This window comes from Microbacterium sp. Y832, from assembly GCF_057669765.1.
The window spans coordinates 133870-152842 of record NZ_JBYHFM010000002.1 but is presented as its reverse complement, the minus strand read 5'-3'; the positions used below and the strand labels follow the sequence as shown (position 1 = coordinate 152842).

The 18973-nt window shown below is 68.6% G+C and carries 17 protein-coding genes, 1 tRNA gene and 1 other RNA gene; 7 read left to right on the top strand and 12 right to left on the bottom strand.

The genetic code is table 11. The features are described from left to right. Positions 1-28 precede the first annotated feature (28 nt). The 4 genes from AC25YV_RS03450 to AC25YV_RS03435 form a co-directional block, all read right to left on the bottom strand. Positions 29-2317, bottom strand: a complete 2289-nt coding sequence (locus AC25YV_RS03450; protein ID WP_488122443.1) for a M14 family zinc carboxypeptidase — start codon at positions 2315-2317, stop codon at positions 29-31. A gap of 440 nt (positions 2318-2757) precedes the next feature. Next, a complete protein-coding gene (locus AC25YV_RS03445; RefSeq protein ID WP_488122442.1) occupies positions 2758-3735 on the bottom strand; it encodes an LLM class F420-dependent oxidoreductase in 978 nt (325 codons plus the stop codon). A 10-nt stretch (positions 3736-3745) separates the two neighbouring features. Continuing rightward, a complete protein-coding gene (locus AC25YV_RS03440) occupies positions 3746-4339 on the bottom strand; it encodes a Dps family protein (protein ID WP_488122441.1) in 594 nt (197 codons plus the stop codon). Between the two features lie 100 nt (positions 4340-4439). Beyond that, positions 4440-4736, bottom strand: coding sequence for a DUF503 domain-containing protein (locus tag AC25YV_RS03435; protein ID WP_488122440.1), 297 nt, complete (start codon positions 4734-4736; stop codon positions 4440-4442). An 87-nt stretch (positions 4737-4823) separates the two neighbouring features. Here AC25YV_RS03435 and AC25YV_RS03430 point away from each other — a divergent pair, with 87 nt between their 5' ends. Beyond that, positions 4824-5318, top strand: a complete 495-nt coding sequence (locus AC25YV_RS03430; protein ID WP_488122439.1) for a bifunctional nuclease family protein — start codon at positions 4824-4826, stop codon at positions 5316-5318. Positions 5319-5335: 17 nt separating this feature from the next. On the opposite strand, the gene AC25YV_RS03425 is transcribed toward AC25YV_RS03430, so the two are convergent. Further along, a complete protein-coding gene (locus AC25YV_RS03425) occupies positions 5336-6382 on the bottom strand; it encodes an LLM class flavin-dependent oxidoreductase (RefSeq protein WP_488122438.1) in 1047 nt (348 codons plus the stop codon). Between the two features lie 108 nt (positions 6383-6490). Between AC25YV_RS03425 and AC25YV_RS03420 the strand changes: the two genes are divergently transcribed. Next, entirely contained in the window at positions 6491-7159 is a 669-nt protein-coding gene (locus AC25YV_RS03420; protein ID WP_488122437.1) for an SDR family oxidoreductase, read from the top strand. A gap of 28 nt (positions 7160-7187) precedes the next feature. On the opposite strand, the gene AC25YV_RS03415 is transcribed toward AC25YV_RS03420, so the two are convergent. The 3 genes from AC25YV_RS03415 to AC25YV_RS03405 form a co-directional block, all read right to left on the bottom strand. Next, positions 7188-8705, bottom strand: a complete 1518-nt coding sequence (locus AC25YV_RS03415) for a SulP family inorganic anion transporter (RefSeq protein ID WP_488122436.1) — start codon at positions 8703-8705, stop codon at positions 7188-7190. Positions 8706-8916: 211 nt separating this feature from the next. Beyond that, complete coding sequence (locus AC25YV_RS03410) at positions 8917-9627, bottom strand: aquaporin (RefSeq protein WP_488122435.1); 711 nt, start codon at positions 9625-9627, stop codon at positions 8917-8919. After that, on the bottom strand, positions 9624-9974 hold the full coding sequence (locus tag AC25YV_RS03405; RefSeq protein ID WP_488122434.1) for a metalloregulator ArsR/SmtB family transcription factor: 351 nt from the start codon (positions 9972-9974) through the stop codon (positions 9624-9626). The genes AC25YV_RS03410 and AC25YV_RS03405 overlap by 4 nt, the downstream gene beginning before the upstream one ends. Before the next feature lie 85 nt (positions 9975-10059). On the opposite strand from AC25YV_RS03405, the gene AC25YV_RS03400 reads away from it, so the two are divergent. Together AC25YV_RS03400 and AC25YV_RS03395 are read left to right on the top strand one after the other, a co-directional pair. Continuing rightward, on the top strand, positions 10060-11379 hold the full coding sequence (locus tag AC25YV_RS03400; protein ID WP_488122433.1) for an NAD(P)-binding domain-containing protein: 1320 nt from the start codon (positions 10060-10062) through the stop codon (positions 11377-11379). A 94-nt stretch (positions 11380-11473) separates the two neighbouring features. Beyond that, the gene (locus AC25YV_RS03395; RefSeq protein ID WP_488122432.1) at positions 11474-11890 is read left to right on the top strand and encodes an arsenate reductase ArsC; all 417 of its coding nucleotides are present in this window, start codon (positions 11474-11476) and stop codon (positions 11888-11890) included. Between the two features lie 104 nt (positions 11891-11994). Here the strand turns inward: AC25YV_RS03395 and AC25YV_RS03390 are convergent. From AC25YV_RS03390 to AC25YV_RS03375, 4 genes are all read right to left on the bottom strand, one after another. Next, a tRNA-Ser gene (locus tag AC25YV_RS03390) sits at positions 11995-12082 on the bottom strand. Positions 12083-12108: 26 nt separating this feature from the next. After that, entirely contained in the window at positions 12109-14367 is a 2259-nt protein-coding gene (locus AC25YV_RS03385) for a transglutaminase TgpA family protein (protein ID WP_488122431.1), read from the bottom strand. Then, entirely contained in the window at positions 14357-15613 is a 1257-nt protein-coding gene (locus tag AC25YV_RS03380; protein ID WP_488122430.1) for a DUF58 domain-containing protein, read from the bottom strand. The genes AC25YV_RS03385 and AC25YV_RS03380 overlap by 11 nt, the downstream gene beginning before the upstream one ends. A 10-nt stretch (positions 15614-15623) precedes the next feature. After that, a complete protein-coding gene (locus tag AC25YV_RS03375; protein ID WP_488122429.1) occupies positions 15624-16604 on the bottom strand; it encodes an AAA family ATPase in 981 nt (326 codons plus the stop codon). A 115-nt stretch (positions 16605-16719) separates the two neighbouring features. Between AC25YV_RS03375 and AC25YV_RS03370 the strand changes: the two genes are divergently transcribed. The 3 genes from AC25YV_RS03370 (at position 16720) to ffs (ending at position 18948) form a co-directional block, all read left to right on the top strand. Next, positions 16720-17193: a hypothetical protein gene (locus AC25YV_RS03370; protein ID WP_488122428.1), complete on the top strand. Its 474-nt coding sequence runs from the start codon at positions 16720-16722 to the stop codon at positions 17191-17193. Then, positions 17190-18827, top strand: coding sequence for a DUF5671 domain-containing protein (locus AC25YV_RS03365; protein ID WP_488122427.1), 1638 nt, complete (start codon positions 17190-17192; stop codon positions 18825-18827). The genes AC25YV_RS03370 and AC25YV_RS03365 overlap by 4 nt, the downstream gene beginning before the upstream one ends. 24 nt (positions 18828-18851) lie before the next feature. After that, positions 18852-18948, top strand: an RNA gene (gene ffs, locus AC25YV_RS03360) — signal recognition particle sRNA small type. Positions 18949-18973: the final 25 nt, after the last annotated feature.

Here is an 18973-nt window from a genome sequence, read left to right as displayed (position 1 = left end):
TCGGTCACGGGCTTCCGCTTTCAGAGGGTCAGCCGCAGTTGGTTGCGGCGTAGCTGACGCTCGTCGACAGGTCGTTACGGTCACCGGCGGTGCCGGTGATTCCGATGTCGCCTGCGCCCAGCGTCGCGGTGCGGGTGTTGATCGAGACCGAAACGGTCTTGCCCGGCTGGACCGCCGTGAACGACTTGCCACCGTGGTCACTGGTGACCGTGATGTCCGCCGGAACGGAGTCGTTGTTCTTGACGGTGACCGAGGTGTACACCTTGCCGGCGAGGCAACGCGTGGTGACCTCGGCGTCGAGCTTGACCAGGCTCTTGTCGTAAGCGACGCGCATCAGCTCCATGAGACCGTTCGCGTACTCCTGCGACTCGGGGTGAGCTGCAGCAGCGGTCGGGTTCTCGCTCGAGAACGGAGGCTGGAACGAACGGCCGACCTCGAAGTTCCAGGCGTAGATGCCGTGCTTGTACCACAGCATGTCACCCGAGTTGCCGGCGGCCGAGTAGAGCACGTCGATGATCGGACCGGTGCGGGCCGGCGTGACCGACAGGCCGCGGTGGCGCTTGATCTCACCGAGGATGCGCTCGGAGGCTTCCCAGAAGTAGGCCTCGTCTTCGGCGCTCGGGCGCGGGGCGGGCTCGCGGCCGGGCACCTTGTACGCACCCGGCGACCACATGAAGTAGTCACCCGAGCTGTGCAGGTTCATCGAGAACTTGATGTTCGTGTGGTTCGTCGCCAGCCAGCTGATGTTGGCGGACTCCGGCTCGCTCAGCTCGGCAGGACCGGCGTAGGAGCCGCTCGTGCACGAGGTCGAGGCGCCGCTGTAACCGTCGAACAGGCTGTAGGTGTCGTAGTTGCGGTTGTTGTCGACACCCCACGAGTTGCGGGAGTTGAAGTCCGCGGTGCCCGAGATCTCGCAGTGGTTGGTCATGTTCTTGCGCTGCGACGCGAAGTCGTAGAACGAGTAGTGACCACCGTCGGGGTTGACGGACGGCAGGATCCAGATGTCGAGGTTCTCGACGAGCTTGCGAACCTCGGGGTTGGACTCGTAGTTGCGCAGCAGACGCTCGGCCGTCTCGATCGAGACGAGCGGCGGAACCCACTCACGAGCGTGCTCCTGGGCGTACGCCATGACACCCATCTTCGAGCCGTCACGCGTGGTTCCGATGCGGATGCCGTAGACCGTCTGCGGCTCGCGCGAGACGGATGCCGGCGCCGACAGGCCATCGGTGAGCGTCGCGGTCGCGGCGGCAACCGTACCCGTTCCCGCGTTGCCACGGTAGGTGTACGCGTTCACGAGCGCGGATGCAGCCTCGGAGCCGTTGATCGCGGCGACGACCTGTGCGGCCGTGCTCGTGATCGCGCCCTCGGCGTTGGTCGCAGGCGTCACCGTGATGGTGGTGCCGTCGACGGCCACGCTCAGGGGCGTGTCGGTGCCACTGGCAGCGGCGATCGAGACGACGATGCCGTTGCCACCCTCGTGGCCCCAGGCCTTCGAGTCCACGCCGACGATGCTGGCGTTGCCCGTGCCCACGATGCCCTGGGCCAGACGACGGTAACCGTTCGTCTTGTTCGGCATCTCGACGATCTCAGAGATCTCGGGGAACTCAGCCGCGAGGCTGTGGATGCGGGCGTAGAGCTCGGTCGGGGTCATGTAGGACGTGATGAAGTCCTTCTGGATGGGGCCGAACGGGTCGTCCTCATCGATGGCCAGCCAGTCGTTCACCTTCGCGGTGACGACCTCACCGGTCGGGCTCGTGATGCTGACCATGTCGGGACGGGTCTCGACGACGGCAGCGCCGCGGTGCTTGATGTAGACGCTGGCGTCCACGAAGCGCGTGATGTTCTGCTGTCCGCCCGAGCCGATCTCGGTGCCGGGGCCGCTGTCGCGACTCACGACCATCGGCGCAGTGTTGGTCTGGCCGTCGGCGAAGCGCGCCTCGACCGAGAGGTAGCCGACACCGAACGACGTGTAGTAGTCGACGCGGAGGATCTCGATGGACGACACGTCGTCCGCCTGGGCCGCCCGGCTGAACGCACGGTTCTCGGCGAGCGTCTGCGTACGGAACGCCTGACGTTCCGCGAGTGCGTCCTGCGAGTCCTGCTCGGTGTAGAGCACCGAGCCGATCGTGAAGCCACGGGCTTCGAGCGCCGCGACCTGACTCTCGGAAACGATGGCCTCGACGGTGAGGGAACCGTTGCTGTTCTCCTCGACGCCGTGGTCGAGGTCGACTCCGGTGGCGATCAGGCGGTCGAGTTCGTCGCGGTCGGCGACGGTGACCTCGACGACGTTGACGGCGTCATCGGCTTCGAGGTGCATATCGAGTGCGTCCTCGGACCCGACGGCACCGATGGGGGTCAAAGTGGTAAACAGCAGGCCGGCGAGTGCGGCGCTTACCGCCACACCTCCGACTGCTTTTCTTTTTCTGACAGCGGACAACATCAAGCATCCCCTCCTTGGGCGCGTGAACAGCATCGTGCAGCGAAGTGGGGCGGTGCGAATCGGACGTGCATCACCCCGAGGGCGACTCCCAAGCTCATCCGCGAGCGGGGGTCATCGCGTTGTCCAATGTCTATCGGTTGGATGCACCCGGGTCAAGCTATTTCTAAGTATCCGCTGTGAATCGATCTCACCGGATCGCCCAGAACAACGAGCGCCCCGCCATCAGAGTGCTGGCGCCCTCGCGGTACGAGTGGGCAACCTGCACGATCGGGTCGTCAAACGTCGGTGCTTGCCGCCCTCGATGAACCGAGGTGGCGTCACACTGCGGTATCGAGAGCCCGCACCTTCTCGAGGAGCGGCTCGGCGACTTCGGCGAGGAATTCCTCTTGACGCTCGTCGCCGATCTGCACGAGGGCGATGTCGGTGAAACCCGCCTCAAGGTAGGGGCGCACGCTTTCGGCGAGAACGTCGAGGTCGGGCCCGCACGCGATCGATTCGGCGACGTCTTCGCGGCGCACGAACTGGCTCGCCCCCTCGAAACCCGCCGGCGTCGGCAGGTCGGCGTTGACCGCCCATCCTCCGGCGAACCAGCGGAACTGGTCGTGGGCCCGGTCGATCGCAACATCGCGATCGGGGTCCCAAGAAACGGGGACCTGGCCGATCTTGCGCGACGGACCCTCGTGCGCCGAATCCCACGACTGGATCAGCGAGGCCTCGGGCTGCACGGCGATGAGGTGATCCCCCAGGGGCGCGAAGGCCTCGACCGATCGATCTCCCGAGACGGCGACGCCGATCTCCAGCGGTGTATCCGGCACGTCCCAGATGCGCGCGGAATCGACGCGGAAGTAGGTGCCGTCATACGTGAAGAGCTCGCCGGACTGCAGCTCACGGATGATCTCGATCGCCTCGACGAGCATCTCCTGGCGGGTGTCGACGCCCGGCCACCCCTCGCCCACGACATGTTCGTTGAGGCTCTCGCCCGATCCGACGCCAAGCAGGAAGCGCCCTTCGCTGAGAATCCGCATCGTCGCCGCCTTCTGGGCGACGATGGCGGGGTGGTAACGCATCGTCGGGCAGGTGACGTAGGTCATGAGCTCGACGCGCGAAGTGGCGTTCGCGACCGCCCCGAGCACGGTCCACGCGTACGGCGAGTGCCCCTGGCTCGTGAGCCACGGCGAGAAGTGGTCGCTCGATACTTCGAAGTCGAACCCCGCGTCCTCGGCGGACCGCGCGTAGCGCACGAGCTCGCGCGGACCGCTCTGCTCGGTCATGAGCGTGTAGCCGAACTTCGTCATGTCGGCGTCCTCAGCGTGTGGCGGAGCGGTTCTCGGCGCTGACCATCCACGCGAACTGCTCGAGGGACTCGAGCACGGCGTGCAGCATGTCGGCGCTCGTCGGGTCCTCTTCGTCGACGTCGTCGTGCACGTCGCGGCACGTCGCGATGGTGGCTTCGAGACGCTCGGTCACGAGGTCGACGACGTCTGTCGTGTCGATCTCGCCCTGCGGGAACTCCGGCAGGGTCGTCGTCGCGGTCACCGTGTCGCTGCGCCCGTCGGGAAGGGCATGAAGCGCCCGCATCCGCTCCGCGATCGTGTCGCTGAACCCGCGCGCCGCTTCGATGATCTCGTCGAGCTGGCGGTGCGTGTCGCGGAAATTCTTGCCCACGACGTTCCAGTGCGCCTGCTTGCCCTGGCTTGCCAGTTCCACGAGGTCCACCAGCACGCGCTGCAGATTGTCGCTCAGCGTCTTGGACGCCCGGAAGCCGCTTTCGGCGTTCTGCTCGCTCGTGAGCATCGCTCCGCTGCGAGCCGGGCGTCGCTTGTTCTTCGTCGCAGACTTGTCCTTCGTCGCGTCGGTTGCGCTCTTGCTCTTCGAGCCGTTCTTCGTCGTCGTGGCCATGATGCCGTCTCCTTCGCGCGTTCCTACGGGGTGTGCTTCGACGGTAGGAGGTCGCCCGGCACAGCGCGCGGGGATTGCGGATGCCGCATCCCGGTGCTATTCAGTCGTCGCTGGAGTGGAGTCCGCGCCGCGACGACAGCACCGTGACTTCGGGGTGCTCCTCGGCGAGCAGGCGCTCGGCGCGGTCGAGCACGTCGCGAACGTGCGACGCATCCGCGGCCACGATGCTCACCCCGATGCTCGCGCGCCGGTGCAGGTCGTGCGCCCCGACTTCGGCGACGGCGACTTCGCTGCGTCGGCTCAGATCCGCCAGGATCGGGCGCAGGGTCCCGCGCTTCTCCTTGAGCGATCGCACGTCGCCCAGCAGGACATCGAACTCGATCCAGCCGATCCACATGCTCGCGAGTCTGCCAGCTCATCAGGCCCCCACGGGGGGGCGGCCTGCTTACGATGGAGGGAGCACCTCGACCGGAAGGAGCCGCCCGTGGTCCAGGTTCGCGTTGCCGGTATTGCGCTCGACGAGTCGGGGCAGCACGTCATGCTGCTCAAGCCGATCGACCAGCTGCCCGGCGCAGGGCGCATGCTTCCGATCTGGATCGGAGCGCTCGAGGCGACCGCGATCCTCCTCGCGATCGAGGGGGCGACCGTGCCCCGGCCGCTCGCGCACGACCTCATGAAAGGGCTCATCGAGTCCGTCGACGCGACCGTGCAGCGCACCGAGATCACGCGCATCGACGACGGCACCTACTACGCCGAGATCACGCTCGACACCCCCGGCGGCATCCGGATCATCGACGCCAGGCCCTCGGATGCCGTCGCTCTGGCGTCGCGCGCTGGGACGGGGCTGTGGGTCGCCGACGCCGTCATGGACGAAGCGGGCGTGCCGGATCTGACCGGTGACGAGCTCGATGCCGAAGAGAGCGTCGACGAGTTCAAGAAGTTTCTCAACGAGGTCGATCCCGACGATTTCCGAGGGTGACCGCGGGATCCTTCGGTCTACGCGCGCCCGTCGCGACCTTCGGTCGTGGGCTTCCATCCCAGTGACGGCGCGACGTACTTCGCGAACGACTCGACGATGCGCAGGTTCATCTCGACCCCGAGCTGGCTGGGGATGGTGAGCATGAGGGTGTCGGCCGAACGGATCGCGGCGTCATCGAGCAGCTGCTGCACGAGCTCATCGGGTTCGGCCGCGTAGCTCTGGCCGAACGTCGAGCGCATGCCGTCGATGACACCGACCTGATCGCCCTCGCGGGAGCGACCGAAGTAGAGCGCATCCTCGGGCGTCGTGATCGGGAAGATCGAGCGGCTCACCGACACGCGCGGCTCACCCGTGTGGCCCGCGTCGCGCCACGCGGCGTGGAACGCATCGATCTGCTGCGCCTGCAGTTCGTCGAAGGGCAGGCCGCGGTCCTCGGTCAGCAGCGTGGACGACATCAGGTTGACCCCGATCCGGCCCGCCCATTCCGCCGTCTCCCGCGTACCTGCGCCCCACCAGATCCGCGAGCGCAGACCGGGGGAGTGCGGCTCGATCCGCTGCCGGCCCGTGCCTGCGCCGAACGGCGACGACGGATCGCGCTCGGCCAGGCCTTCGCCTTCGATCGCCCGAAGGAACAGGTCGAAGTGCTCGCGCGCGAGATCGGCGCCGCGCGGGTCCTCTGAGCCGGTGTAGCCGAACGCCTCGTATCCGCGGACGACCGTCTCGGGTGATCCCCGGCTGACGCCGAGCGCCAGCCGTCCGCCCGAGATCAGGTCGACCGACGCCGCTTCTTCCGCGAGATACAGCGGGTTCTCGTAGCGCATGTCGATGACGCCCGTGCCGACCTCGATGCGCTCGGTGCGCGCCGCGATCGCGGCGAGGAGGGGCATCGGCGACGACTGCTGGCGCGCGAAGTGGTGCACGCGGAAGTAGCTGCCGTTGACACCGAGGTCGTCCATCGCCTGGGCGAGGTCGATCGCCTGGAGCATCGAGTCGGCTGCGGTCAGCTGACGACCCCCGCCGAGAGGGCCGTAGTGGCCGAAGGAGAGAGTGCCGAATCGCTGCATGACCGGTGCAACATCGCCCCCTCGGCACTCATTCCGGCGAAGGCGGGCGAGCACGGTCGCGTGTCAACCCCCGTCCAGCGTGTCGATGGGGCGGCTTAGGCTCGCGGCATGTCGACTCGCATCTTGATCATCGGCGGCCACGGCAAGGTCGCACTCCTGCTCGAACCGATCCTCGCTGGGCGCGGCGACACGGTGACCGCGGTCATCCGCAACCCCGACCACGAGGCCGACGTCGCCGCGACCGGCGCGACGCCGCTCGTCGCCGACATCCAGGAGTTCGACGCCGAGCAGCTGACGAACCTCGTCAGCGGCAACGATGTCGTCGTCTGGTCGGCTGGTGCCGGCGGCGGTGACCCCGCCCGCACGTACGCGGTGGATCGGGATGCCGCCATCCGATCGATGGATGCGGCCATCGCCGCGGGGGTGCGCCGCTACGTCATGGTGTCGTACTTTGGTGCAGGCCCGGACCACGGCGTCGACCCCGACAACCCGTTCTTCGCCTATGCCGAGGCCAAGGCCGCCGCAGATGCGCACCTGCGTGCGAGCGGTCTGGACTGGACGATCGTCGCCCCGAGCGCTCTGACCCTCGATGAGCCGACGGGGCGCATCGACATCGACGCTGACGATTCGGCCTCGGTCCCGCGCGGCGATGTCGCCGCCGTCATCGCCGCAGTCTTGGCCGATGACTCGACGATCGGCCGCACGATCCGCTTCAACTCCGGCGACGTGCCGATCGCTGAGGCGATCGCGGGGACCGGACTGCGCACGCGAGAGTAAGCGCGCCCGGCGCTCGCTCGGCGCGGGCTCAGGCTTCGGGCCCGCTGCTGAGGCGCCCGTGCAGACGCGCCGTCGCATCGTTCATGCCCTCGAACGCCACCGTCTTGCCGAGGTGGCGGTACTTCGTCTGGATCGCATCGAGGGCGGCGACTGTCGAGGCGTCCCACACGTGCGAGCGCGACATGTCGATGACGACCCGGTCCGGATCGTGGGAGTACTCGAACTGCGTCGTCAGATCGTTGCTCGACGCGAAGAAGAGTTCGCCGTCGACGGCGTAGTGGGCCACGGGGGCGCCGTCGGCCTCGTCGATCCGCCGCGTCACCGTGACGAAGTGCGCCACGCGGCGAGCGAAGAGGACCATCGCGGCGACGACGCCCGCACCGACCCCGATCGCGAGATTTTCGGTTCCCACCGTCATGGCGACGGTGATGAGCATGACGAGGGTCTCGCTCTTCGGCATCCGCTTGAGGGTGGATGGGCGAATGCTGTGCCAGTCGAACGTCGCGACCGAGACGACGATCATCACCGCGACGAGCGCCGCCATCGGGATGACGGCGACGATGTCACCGAGCACGAGCACGAGGAGCAGCAGGAAGACACCCGCGAGAAAAGTCGAGATGCGGGTGCGGGCGCCCGACGCCTTCACGTTGATCATCGTCTGGCCGATCATGGCGCAGCCGCCCATGCCTCCGAAGGCGCCCGAGAGGACGTTCGCGACACCCTGACCCCACGCCTCGCGCGTCTTTCGGGAGCGCGTGTCGGTGATGTCGTCGACGAGCTTCGCCGTCATGAGCGACTCGAGGAGGCCCACGACGGCCATCGCGGCCGAGAAGGGGAAGATGATGGCGAGCGTCTCCCACGTGAGGGGAACGTTCGGGACGAACAGCTCGGGCAGGCTCTCGGGGAGTTCGCCCTGATCGCCCACGGTGGGCACGTTGAGCCCGAAGGCGACGGTCGCACCGGTGAGGAGGATGATCGCGACGAGCGGCGCCGGCACGATCTTCGTCACGAGCGGCATCAGATACATGATGAACAGCCCCACCACGACGAGGGGATAGACGAGCCACGGCACGCCGATGAGATGCGGGAACTGCGCCGCGAAGACCAGGATGGCGAGCGCGTTGACGAAGCCGACCATGACGCTGCGCGGGATGAACCGCATGAGCTTCGCAACACCGAGAACGGCGAGGACGATCTGGATGACCCCGCCGAAGATGACCGTCGCGATGAAATAGTCCATGCCGTACTCGCGGGCGACGGGGGCGATGACGAGGGCGACCGCGCCCGTCGCCGCCGTGATCATGGCGGGCCGGCCCCCGAGGAACGCGATCGCCACAGCCATCACGAACGAGGAGAACAGCCCCACGCGCGGGTCGACGCCCGCGATGATCGAGAACGCGATCGACTCGGGGATCAGCGCGATCGCGACGACGAGCCCCGCCAGCACTTCGCGAGTGAGAAGGCGGGGGCTGCGCAGAGCCTGCACCACGGTCGGCTCGATCCGGTAGCGGCTTGCGGGGTCCTGCGCAGACGCGACAGCAGTCATGCGGGCTCCGTTCGGACGTGCGACAGGGGATTCACGGGTGGGAGCGCATCCTTGCGCGACGTTCGGCGAGCCTGTGAAGAGGAAGACGGCAACAGGCTCGGCGTGGCCGAATGGACTCTACCGTCACGGGCGCTCGTTCGCGCGGGCGGCCAGGGGCGAGAAGACGTCACATCGTCGACGCACGGCGAAAGCAGAACGAACGGTACCCGCCTCAGCTGATCGCTTGTTTCGCCATCGTCTGGACTTCGGCCGGGGCGAGCCTTCCCGAGGGGAAGAGGAACTGAACAAGCGCGAGCCCGATCGCCGCGCCGGCGAGCTGGGCGCCGATGAACGGCAAGGCCGACGCAGGCGCGATGCCCGCGAACGTGTCACTGAACATTCGGCCGACCGTGATCGCCGGGTTCGCGAAGCTCGTGGAGGACGTGAAGAAGTACGCCGCCCCGATGTAGCCGCCGACGGCGGGTGCGGCGAGGTGGGAGCGGCCCGTGCGGACCAGGGCGAAGATGACCACGATGAGCCCGGCCGTTGCGACGATCTCCGCGAGGAGCAGATGCCACCCAGAGCGATCGGTCGCACTCCACGCGACGGCGGGCTGGGCGAACATCAGATTCGCGAGAATGGCTCCTGCGATGCATCCGATCACCTGGGCGGGCACATAGACCGCTGCGGCGGACCAGTTTCGTCGATGCAGCGCGATGTCGACCAGGGTGACCACCGGGTTGAAATGAGCGCCCGACACGGGCGCGAAGACGAGGATCAGAACGGCAAGTCCGAATGCCGTGGCGATCGCGTTCTCGAAGAGTTGGAGTCCGACATCGTCAGGGGAGAGCTGCTGGGCTGCGATGCCGGAGCCGACGACGACGGCTGCCAGCCCGGCACTGCCGAGGAACTCTCCCGACGCGGCGCGAAGCGTTCGTTTCACGAACCGGCGAGCAGTCTCGAAACCCGGTCGAGGGCGCCCGGGACGAGGCGGAAGTAGGCCCAAGTGCCGCGCTTGCTGCGGGTCAGGAAGCCTGCCGCCGTCAGGATCTTCAGGTGGTGAGACACCGTCGGCTGACTGAGGCCGACCGGTTCGATGAGGTCGCAGACGCATGCCTCGGAGCCTGCTGAGGCCGCAACGATCGAGAGCAGACGCAGTCGGGTCGGGTCGGCAAGCGCCTTCATCGTCGCTGCGAGTTGGTCCGCGTCCTCGGCGGAGAGAGGCTCTCGGACCAGGGGACTGCGACATGCACCGGCGCTGACATCGGTGAGTTCGAGCATCGTGGCCATGCATCGACGGTAGTCGATATTGACAGGCGTCGATAGACCGCGAAGAATCAGAGATCGAAGTTCATCGATATCTGTGGAGACTGCCGTGACCCTGCTGGATCTGACCCCCCGCGTCGCCGAGTCGTCTCGGCTGTCGACGTTGCCCGTGGCGATCATCGGCGCCGGCCCGGTCGGTCTCGCGGCAGCGGCGAATCTGCTGGAGCGGCAGATCGACTTCGTGATCTTCGAAGCAGGCCGGCAGGTTGCTGCCAGCGTGCGTGAATGGGGGCATACGCGTCTGTTCTCGCCATGGAAGCACCTGGTCGACCCGGCGTCGCGTCGCCTTCTCGAGACGCAGGGATGGGAGCTTCCCGATCCGGAACGCGCGCCGACCGGCACCGAACTCGTTGAACGGTACGTTGCCCCGCTGGCAGAGATCGACGAGATCGCCACACGCACCCGCACGGCGATTGAGGTCCTAGGAGTAAGCCGCGAAGGAATGGACCGCACCCGCAGCACCGGGCGCGCGACGACGCCGTTCAGCGTGCGCATCCGTACGGAGAACGGGGGCATCGAGGACATCGCAGCGCGCGCCGTGATCGATGCGTCCGGAACGTACCGCTCGCCCAATTCCCTCTCTTCGAGCGGTCTCGAACTCATCGGGATGTCGGAGATCGCCGACCGTGTCACCCCTGCCCTGCCCGACGTGCACGGTCGCGACCGTGGCCTCTTCGCCGGGCGACATGTCACCGTGGTCGGAGCGGGCCATTCAGCCGCGAACACACTTCTCGCCCTCGCCAAGCTGGCACGGGACGAGCCCGGGACGGTGGTCTCCTGGCTGATCCGCAATTCCCAGGCTATCCGTGTCTCTTCTTCGCCTGACGACGAACTGATCGGACGCGCGAATCTGGGTAGCCGCGTCGACCGCGCGGTGCACAGCGGCCACGTCAGTCTGATCGACGGCTTCGAGATCATCCGTGCGCGACGGACCGCGGATGCGATAGAGCTGGTCGGGCAGCGACACGGCAACAGGGCGGTCCATGAGACCGACGTTGTCGTCAACGCGACCGGCTTTCGTCCTGAGCTGGCCATGCACCGGGAGATTCGGCTCGATCTCGACGAGATCGTCGAGGCGCCCAGGCGGCTCGCGCCGCTCATCGACCCGAATGTGCATTCCTGCGGCACGGTCGAGCCGCACGGTTTCCGCGAGCTCACCCACCCTGAGCACGGGTTCTTCATCGTGGGGATGAAGTCGTACGGTCGTGCGCCGACCTTCCTCCTCGCGACCGGCTACGAGCAGGTGCGTTCGGTGGCCGCCTGGCTTGCAGGTGACATGAACTCCGCATCAAAGGTGGATCTTGTCCTCCCGGCCACGGGCGTGTGCTCGACCGATCTCGGCGACGGTACGGGCGGATGCTGCTCCTGACACGGCGGCGCCGGATGCCGGCCGCCGACCGGACTGAGTCAATAGGCTGCCGTCCCCGGATCGCACCGATGGCACGTTTGAAAGGGAAGACCCGATGAATCACAAGCCGACCGTCCTGTTCGTGTGCGTGCACAACGCCGGACGTTCCCAAATGGCCGCCGGCTACCTCCGCGCGCTGGGTGGTGATGACATCGAGGTGCTCTCCGCCGGTTCTGAACCGAGGAGCAGCATCAATCCGATCGCGGTGCAGGCGATGGCTGAAGAAGGCATCGACATCGCAGGCAACAGCCCGAAGGTCCTGACAGTGGACGCGGTCCGTGAGTCCGACGTCGTGATCACCATGGGTTGCGGAGACGCATGCCCGATCTTTCCCGGCAAGCGTTACGAGGACTGGCAGCTCGACGACCCGGCCGGGCAGAGCATTGAGGCTGTGCGCCCCATTCGTGACGACATCCGTGCGCGTGTCGAGGCTCTGATTTCCGACATCCACCCTGTTCGCGGGGCGACCTGACCAATCAGCGTGGAAACGTCGCCCAGCTTCATCGTGCGGGAGGCCAGTGCGTCGGTCACGCGCGGTCGGTGGTGGCGAATCCCTTGAGAACACAGGGATCGAAATGGCGGAGGATAGGGGATTCGAACCCCTGAGGGCTTGCACCCAACACGCTTTCCAAGCGTGCGCCATAGGCCACTAGGCGAATCCTCCAGGGCCCCGGAGGGCCACGGGCTATCCTACCCTGCGCGCGCGGCCCCCGATGCGTACACGCTCCCGGGCCGCACGATGAGTGACCGCGGGGCGACGATCGCGAGCAGCCTCCGCGACGGAGGCGCGGCCGTGAGAAGCGCCGCCCGGACGGCGTCGGCGGCGTCGGTCACATCATCGCCGTGCCAATAGCCCGCGACGCGAGCGGGCGCATAGCTGGCCCGTTCTATTGCACGAACGAGCACCTCCATCGCATCGGCGGGGGCTCCGTACTCGGCGACGAGTCGGGCGGCGAATGCGCGCGGCGACTCGGTCGCCGGCACGGGGGCGCCGACGTCGATCGCGGCATCCTGCATGGTGGCCCACGCGGCGGCGGTGTCGCCCGCGCGCGCGGCAGCGACGAGACGACGGCGGCGGGCTTCGCGCAAGAGGGCGGGCATCGCGAGCAGGAGCAGCACGCCGATCACGACGACGACGGCCGGGACGGCAGCGGCTGGCCCAGTGCTGGCACCGGGCAGCGCTTCATCGCGCGGATCCAACCGAGAATCGGGGGTGTCCGTCGCCGACCGGCTCGCCGACGCCGACGGACGCGGGTCTGCCTCGTCGATGTCGTCATCGGTCGGACTCGACGCGGACGACAGGAACGCCGTGGGGGAGCCGAGACCGCTCGTCGGCTCGAATCCGATCCATCCGACGCCGTCGAAGTACACCTCGGGCCACGCGTGCAGCAGCGAACTCGACACCGAATACACGGTCTCGTCGTTCTCGGCGTCATCGGTCGCCGTCCCCGGCAGGTAGCCGACGACGATGCGGCTCGGCATGTCGAGTGTGCGTGCCATCAGCGCGAACGCCGAAGAGAAATGGATGCAGTAGCCCCGCCGCACCTCAAGGAACCGTTCGACGGCCTCGACGCCCGTCCCGTCGAACCCGTCTTCGACGGGAGCATCGAGCGAGTAGCGGAAGTCGGGTCCGCGGAACCAGCGCTGCAGCGCGATGAGCGCGTCGTAGTCGTTCGCCGCGCCGGCCGTGATCTCGGCGGCGAGTTCGGCGATGACCGGCGGCATGTCCGCGGGCAGCGCCTGCGCGTCTTCGAAGACGTCGCCCGATCCCGTCGAAAGCGCGCGGATCTGTTCGAGCGTCGGACGCGGCACGCTCGCGACGACCTCATAACGCTGTCCCTGCGTCGAGCCGGTCTGGGCTACGACGGTGCGGTTGTAGGGCACGGCGGCCCACTCGCCCTCGAGCCCGCTCACCTCGACCGCGGGAAAGGTGATGGGCGCCCACATCGACGCGAGGTTGACGACCTCGACGGCGGCCGTCGTCTCGACCATGCGGATGTCCTCGGCGACGCCGAGCGCACCCAGGCCGAACTCACTGTCCAGCGGCACGGTCCGTACGCGGTCGGGCAGCCAGATGTCGCCGTCGAACCGGGACAGGGTCGTGGCGCGCAGATACGGAGCGTTTGGTTCCGTCGAACGCATCCGAAGCACCTCGGTCTCTTGCGGCCGCCGCAGATCGTCGCCCAGTTGCAGGCTCGCGTTGATGCCGGGGCCGCCGTTCAGCCCGCCACCGGCCTGCACGGCGGGCGCAGGCAGCAGGGGTGCCCCGACGACCGCGACGACGAGGGCCACGGCGGCGATGCTCAGCGCCGTCGCCGGCACGCCGGCCCGCCGCTCGATGGCGCGGGCGGCGGGAGCCTCACGCGACCGGGTTTCGGCGCGCAGCAGGAACAGGATCGCCGCCCCGAGCAGCACGAAGGACGTGATGTCGATGCGGCCCGGCACGGCGATCGCCGGAATGAGCGAGACCGCGATGATCCCGACGGATGCCAGCAGCGGCATACGCGCCGTGAGCGCGACGTGGTCCACGAGCACCGTGAGCAGGCCCAGGGCGCCGACGATGAGGAACGACAGCGCAGGCGTCGCCGGCAGCGGGGCGGCGCCGACGGCGATCTCTTCGAAGGCCTGCGTCACGAGCAGGGGCGCGACGCCGATCGTCTCGAGCGTCGGGATGACCCACAACAGGGCCGTGTCGCGCAGGAAGAGTCCCGTGAGGCACAGCACCCACAGGGCGGCCTCGATGAGCGACACGGCGACCGCCGGCAGGCCACGGCGCCGGGCGATGTGCCCGGCGCCGAGCACGACGACCGCGACCCCGACGGATGCCGCGAGCCACCAGCTGCCCTGCACCATCGGCAGCACGGGCAGAAGCGCGGCGACGAGCGTGGTGAGCAGGGCGACCGTGGTGAGCAGGTCGCCGCGGCGGGCGGGTCGTGCCTCAGACGACACGGCTGGCTCCTCGCCCGACGGAGGCGCGCCACGGGTCCGCGAGGTCTCCGCCCGCTTCGAGCGCGCCGGTGTGCCAGCCGGCGTCGGCGGCCCGCTCGAGCGCGTCGCTGACCGGGGTCGTGGTGAGCAGCACGGGAAGCGAGCTGTGGTGGACGACGGGGGCCAGAGCCGCGGCATCCGCGGGATCGAGGCGCCCCACGATGACGACGACGGGGCCCGTCATGACCCCCGCGAACAGCTGCGCGATGCGCGGAAGATGGTCGTCGCGCCGGGCCGTGATCGTCGCGAAGCGCGTGAGCAGCTCGTCGATGTCGGAGGGGTCCGCGTCATCGAGCTGTTCGATCAGCACCGTGCCGTCGGAATCGATCACATCGACGGCGTAGCCGTCGCGCACGAGCCGGGCGACGACCGAGACGCAGGCGGACACACCGGTCTCGAAACCCGGGTCCGCTCCCGTCTCGACGAGCGCATCCGACGACCATCGCAGCACGCTGCGGTCGAGCACGACGGTCGCTTCGGGGGTCGACTCCTGCTCCTCCTGCCGCACCATGAGCTCATTGCGGTGCGCCGTCGCGCGCCAGTGAATGCGCCGCATCGAATCGCCGGGCGCGTAGGGCCGCGCGATCAGGTTGTCGGCACCCTGTCCGAGCTGGTCGACCGCGGTGTGCAGCATGCCACCCGATTCGCCGGCGACATCGGCCAGCGCGGGCAGGTCGACGAGCGCCGGGGCAACCGTCACGACCGTTCGCTCGCGCAGGCGGATGCTGCGCCGGGCCAGCCCGAACGGGTCGCTGCAGGTCAGCGTGAGCGGTCCGATCGAGTGGATGCCGCGGCGCGCGCCCGTCGCGACATACGCCAACTGCAGCGTGCGGTTGCCGCCGTGCACACCGCCGATGAGCCCCGATCCCAACGCAGCGAACGTGCCTTCTGCGGGACCCGTCAGACCCGCCGGAAGCTCGTCGCGCCACGTTCCCGACGGCGTCGGCATGACGCTGCGCAGCCCCGCGCGCACGTCGACGTGGGTCTGGGCGCCGACCGTCACGACGTCGGGGTGCAGCGAGCGCGAGACGGCGTCGGTGCGGCGCAGCAGGTGCAGACTGCCGACGCTGGCGACGAGCACCGCGATGAGCAGCATCCCGAAGTACTGCAGCTCGACCACACCCAGCTCGGAGGCCAGCACGAAGCACGCGATCGCGAGCACGAGCGCGCCCGTTCCCCGAGGGGTGAGCGGCCACAGGCGTCTCATGGTCTCGCCGTCACTGCCGCGCAGCGATCGGCACCCGCACCGTCGTGGCGATGCGCTCGAGCACGGCGGTCACGGCCTCGGTCGCGTTGCGCGCGCGCCCGGCCGACCGCGCCGGAATGAGCCGGTGGGCGAAGACCGGAGCGAGGAGACCCGTGAGGTCGTCGGGGATGACATAGCCGCGGGAATCCAGCGCCGCCCACACCTTGGCCGCGCGCACGAGCTGCAGCGTCGCGCGCGGGCTCGCACCGAGCCGCAGATCGGGGTGGCCGCGGGTGGCGTGGGCGAGCGCAACGGCGTACTCCTCCATCGCGGGGGCGACGTGCACCGCCCGTGCCCACGCGATGAGCTGCGCGACGGTCGCGCTCGAGGCGACCGGAACGAGAGCGTCGAGCGGATTGGCCGCTTCTCTCTGACGCAGCATGAGCGCTTCGGCACGGGCATCGGGGTAGCCCATCGAGATGCGGATCATGAATCGATCGCGCTGCGCTTCGGGGAGCGCATACGTGCCCTCCATCTCGAGGGGGTTCTGCGTCGCGACGACGAGGAACGGGTGGGGAACGAAGTGCGTGCGGCCGTCCACGGTGACCTGGCGCTCCTCCATCGCCTCGAGCAGCGCCGACTGCGTCTTGGGGGAGGACCGGTTGATCTCATCCGCGATGACGATGTTCGCGAAGATCGCGCCCTGCTTGAATTCGAACTCGCGCTCGATCGGGTTGAAGACGCTCACGCCGGTGACGTCACCGGGGAGCAGGTCGGGTGTGAACTGGATACGGCGCACGCTCGCGTCGATCGATGCCGCGAGGGCCCGGGCGAGCATCGTCTTGCCGACGCCGGGCACGTCCTCGATGAGCAGGTGCCCTTCGGCGAGCAGGCACACCAGCGCCGAGCGCACCGCTTCGGGCTTGCCGTCGATCACGGTCGTCACCGACGACACGATGGCGTCGGTGATGCGCGTGAACTCCTCGCCGGTCAGGGCTTCGGCATCGGGCATGCGACCCCCACAGATGCTCTCGGGCGGGCATCGGCACCCGCACAACGATCGTAACCGCGCAGACCCGGGGGCGGGCCTGCCGGGCGAACGCCGCCTTTTGCGGCACGATGAGCGCATGAGTGAAGAAAGCGCACCGGCCCAGGCGCCCGGTCGCGGCCCGCGTGCCGTCCTCATCACCCTCCTCGTGCTCGTGGGGGTCGTCGTCGTGATCGCCATCGTGACCGTGCTGCTGCGCGGCGGTGCCGCGGAACTGGACGAGACCTCGCCTGAGGGTGTGACGCAGCGCTACACACAGGCGCTCGTCGACGGCGAAATCGAAGTCGCCGTCGCGCTGCTGGCTCCGGGAGACGGCGACTGCGGCTACTACGTGCCCGGCGGGGCGGAGTACCGCGTCACCCTCGCGGGAACCACCGTGGACGGCGACAGCGCCCGGGTGCGCGTCATGATCACGACCACATACAGCGGCGGTCTCTTCAGCGGCGGTGAGTCGCAGTCCGAAGATGTCTTCCGTCTCACTCGCATCGACGGGGACTGGCTCATCGTGTCGGCGCCCTGGCCCTTCGTCGAGTGCGACTGGAGCATGCAGTGAGAGTTCAGACGGTCGTACGCCGCGTCATCGTCTTCTTCGTCCTGTTCGCGCTCGTCTCGGTCGCCGCGATCGGCCTGAGCGGCCTTCTGTCCCGGTTGCTCGAGGCGGGAACGGTCGTCGTCGTCGACGGCGGCGGCAGCGACATCGCTCGCTCGCTCGCCTTCGCCCTCATCGCCACCCCGCTCGCCGCGGCGCTGTGGTGGTGGGAAGCGCGTCGACTGCGCACCGAGCCCGAGGAACGCGCGTCCGTCGGGTGGGGCCTCTACCTGCTCGTCGTCACCCTGACCTCGCTCATCGTCGCCACGGTCGGATTGGGGGATGCCGCCGCCGCAGCGCTCGCCGGCCAATGGCGCCCGGGGTCCGTCTCGACGGGTGTCGTCTGGGCGGCGGTGTGGCTGCTGCATCGCGCCCTCCGTCGCAGCCCGTCCTTCGCGCCGACACGGCTCGCGGTCCCGATCGTGTCGCTCTCGGCCGTGTGGGGGCTCTGCATGGGGGCCTCCGGCGCGATCGGCGCGCTCTCTGCTCTCGTCGCGGATGCGCTGGATGGCGCGGCGGTGCTCGTGGTGACCGCCGGAACCGTCGTCGCCGTGCTGCAGGGACTCGTCTGGGCCGTGCTCGGCGCCTCGGTATGGGCATGGCACACGTACCGCGAGGGCGCGCGCACGGCGGCGGGCGGCTTCGCCGACGTCGTCCGCGTCGCGGTCACCGCCGGTTTCGCCGCCGTGGCCCTCGTCGGGGCCGGGGTGCTGCTGCAGAGCATTCTGCGCCTGCTGTTCGGCGACGGGGATGCCCGCGTCGTACTGACATCGGTCGACGACGCTCTCGCCGCCGCGCTCGTGGCCGGCATCATCAGCGTCTTCTACGGGAATCTCGCGCACCAGGCCTCACCGAAGGTGCGGCAGGCGACGCGGTTCGCGGTGGCCGGGATCGGCGTTATCGGCGCCGCGAGCGGATTCGGTGTCGTGGTGAACGCCCTGTTGGCATCGCTGACGGCGCCGATCGTGGCGACGGCGCCCCTCACCCTGCTGCTCAGCGGACTCAGCGCTCTCGTCATCGGCGCTCCCGTGTGGTGGCTCGCGTGGCGGCCTGCCCACCCGGGGCGGCAGGCGCTCGGTCCGCACGCCGACGCGCCCGTCGACGACCGCGCTCGCCGCGTCTACCTGATCATCCTGTTCGGAACCAGCGCGATCGCCGCGATCATCGCGCTCCTCGTCATCGGCTCGAGGCTGCTCGCGCTCGTCTTCGAGCCGTCCTCATCCGGTGGCGCCATCGATGCCTTGCGCGCGCCGCTGGGAGTGCTCCTTGCCACCGGGCTCGTGTTCGCGTACCACTTCGCCGTGTGGACCCGCACGCGCGCCAGCGCCTCGGATGCGCGGGAGGCGACGATCGGACGGATCCTCCTCGTCACAGGCGGGCCGCGGGGGGAGTCGCTGGCAGGTGCGATCCGAAGCAGTCTGGGTGTGCCGGTCACGCTGTGGCGTGCCGCTGAGGCGGTGCCGTTCTCCGAGCACGCGGTCGACTTCCCGGATGAGGCGCTGGCCGAGCTCGTGCAGTCGCTGGGCGGCATCACGGCGCCCCGCGTGCTCGTCATCGCGGATGCCGCGACCCCACGGATCATCCCGTTGGCGGAGTGAGCACCGCGAGGTGGGTACACTGGAGGCAGCTCTCCGCGAGGCGGCATCCAGGCCAACTCCCCCAGGACGGAAACGTAGCAAGGGTAACCAGGCTCTGCCGGGTTCGCGGAGAGTCTTACTTTTTCCCGGTGCATCCACCGCGCGCC

Excerpts from the sequence above, each read along its gene's own strand:
- AC25YV_RS03450 (WP_488122443.1), bottom strand. The coding sequence starts at position 2,317 with ATGCACCTCGAAGCCGATGACGCCGTCAACGTCGTCGAGGTCACCGTC.
- AC25YV_RS03445 (WP_488122442.1), bottom strand. The coding sequence starts at position 3,735 with ATGACGAAGTTCGGCTACACGCTCATGACCGAGCAGAGCGGTCCGCGC.
- AC25YV_RS03440 (WP_488122441.1), bottom strand. The coding sequence starts at position 4,339 with ATGGCCACGACGACGAAGAACGGCTCGAAGAGCAAGAGCGCAACCGAC.
- AC25YV_RS03435 (WP_488122440.1), bottom strand. The coding sequence starts at position 4,736 with ATGTGGATCGGCTGGATCGAGTTCGATGTCCTGCTGGGCGACGTGCGA.
- AC25YV_RS03425 (WP_488122438.1), bottom strand. The coding sequence starts at position 6,382 with ATGCAGCGATTCGGCACTCTCTCCTTCGGCCACTACGGCCCTCTCGGC.
- AC25YV_RS03420 (WP_488122437.1), top strand. The coding sequence starts at position 6,491 with ATGTCGACTCGCATCTTGATCATCGGCGGCCACGGCAAGGTCGCACTC.
- AC25YV_RS03415 (WP_488122436.1), bottom strand. The coding sequence starts at position 8,705 with ATGACTGCTGTCGCGTCTGCGCAGGACCCCGCAAGCCGCTACCGGATC.
- AC25YV_RS03405 (WP_488122434.1), bottom strand. The coding sequence starts at position 9,974 with ATGGCCACGATGCTCGAACTCACCGATGTCAGCGCCGGTGCATGTCGC.
- AC25YV_RS03395 (WP_488122432.1), top strand. The coding sequence starts at position 11,474 with ATGAATCACAAGCCGACCGTCCTGTTCGTGTGCGTGCACAACGCCGGA.
- AC25YV_RS03380 (WP_488122430.1), bottom strand. The coding sequence starts at position 15,613 with ATGAGACGCCTGTGGCCGCTCACCCCTCGGGGAACGGGCGCGCTCGTG.
- AC25YV_RS03375 (WP_488122429.1), bottom strand. The coding sequence starts at position 16,604 with ATGCCCGATGCCGAAGCCCTGACCGGCGAGGAGTTCACGCGCATCACC.
- AC25YV_RS03370 (WP_488122428.1), top strand. The coding sequence starts at position 16,720 with ATGAGTGAAGAAAGCGCACCGGCCCAGGCGCCCGGTCGCGGCCCGCGT.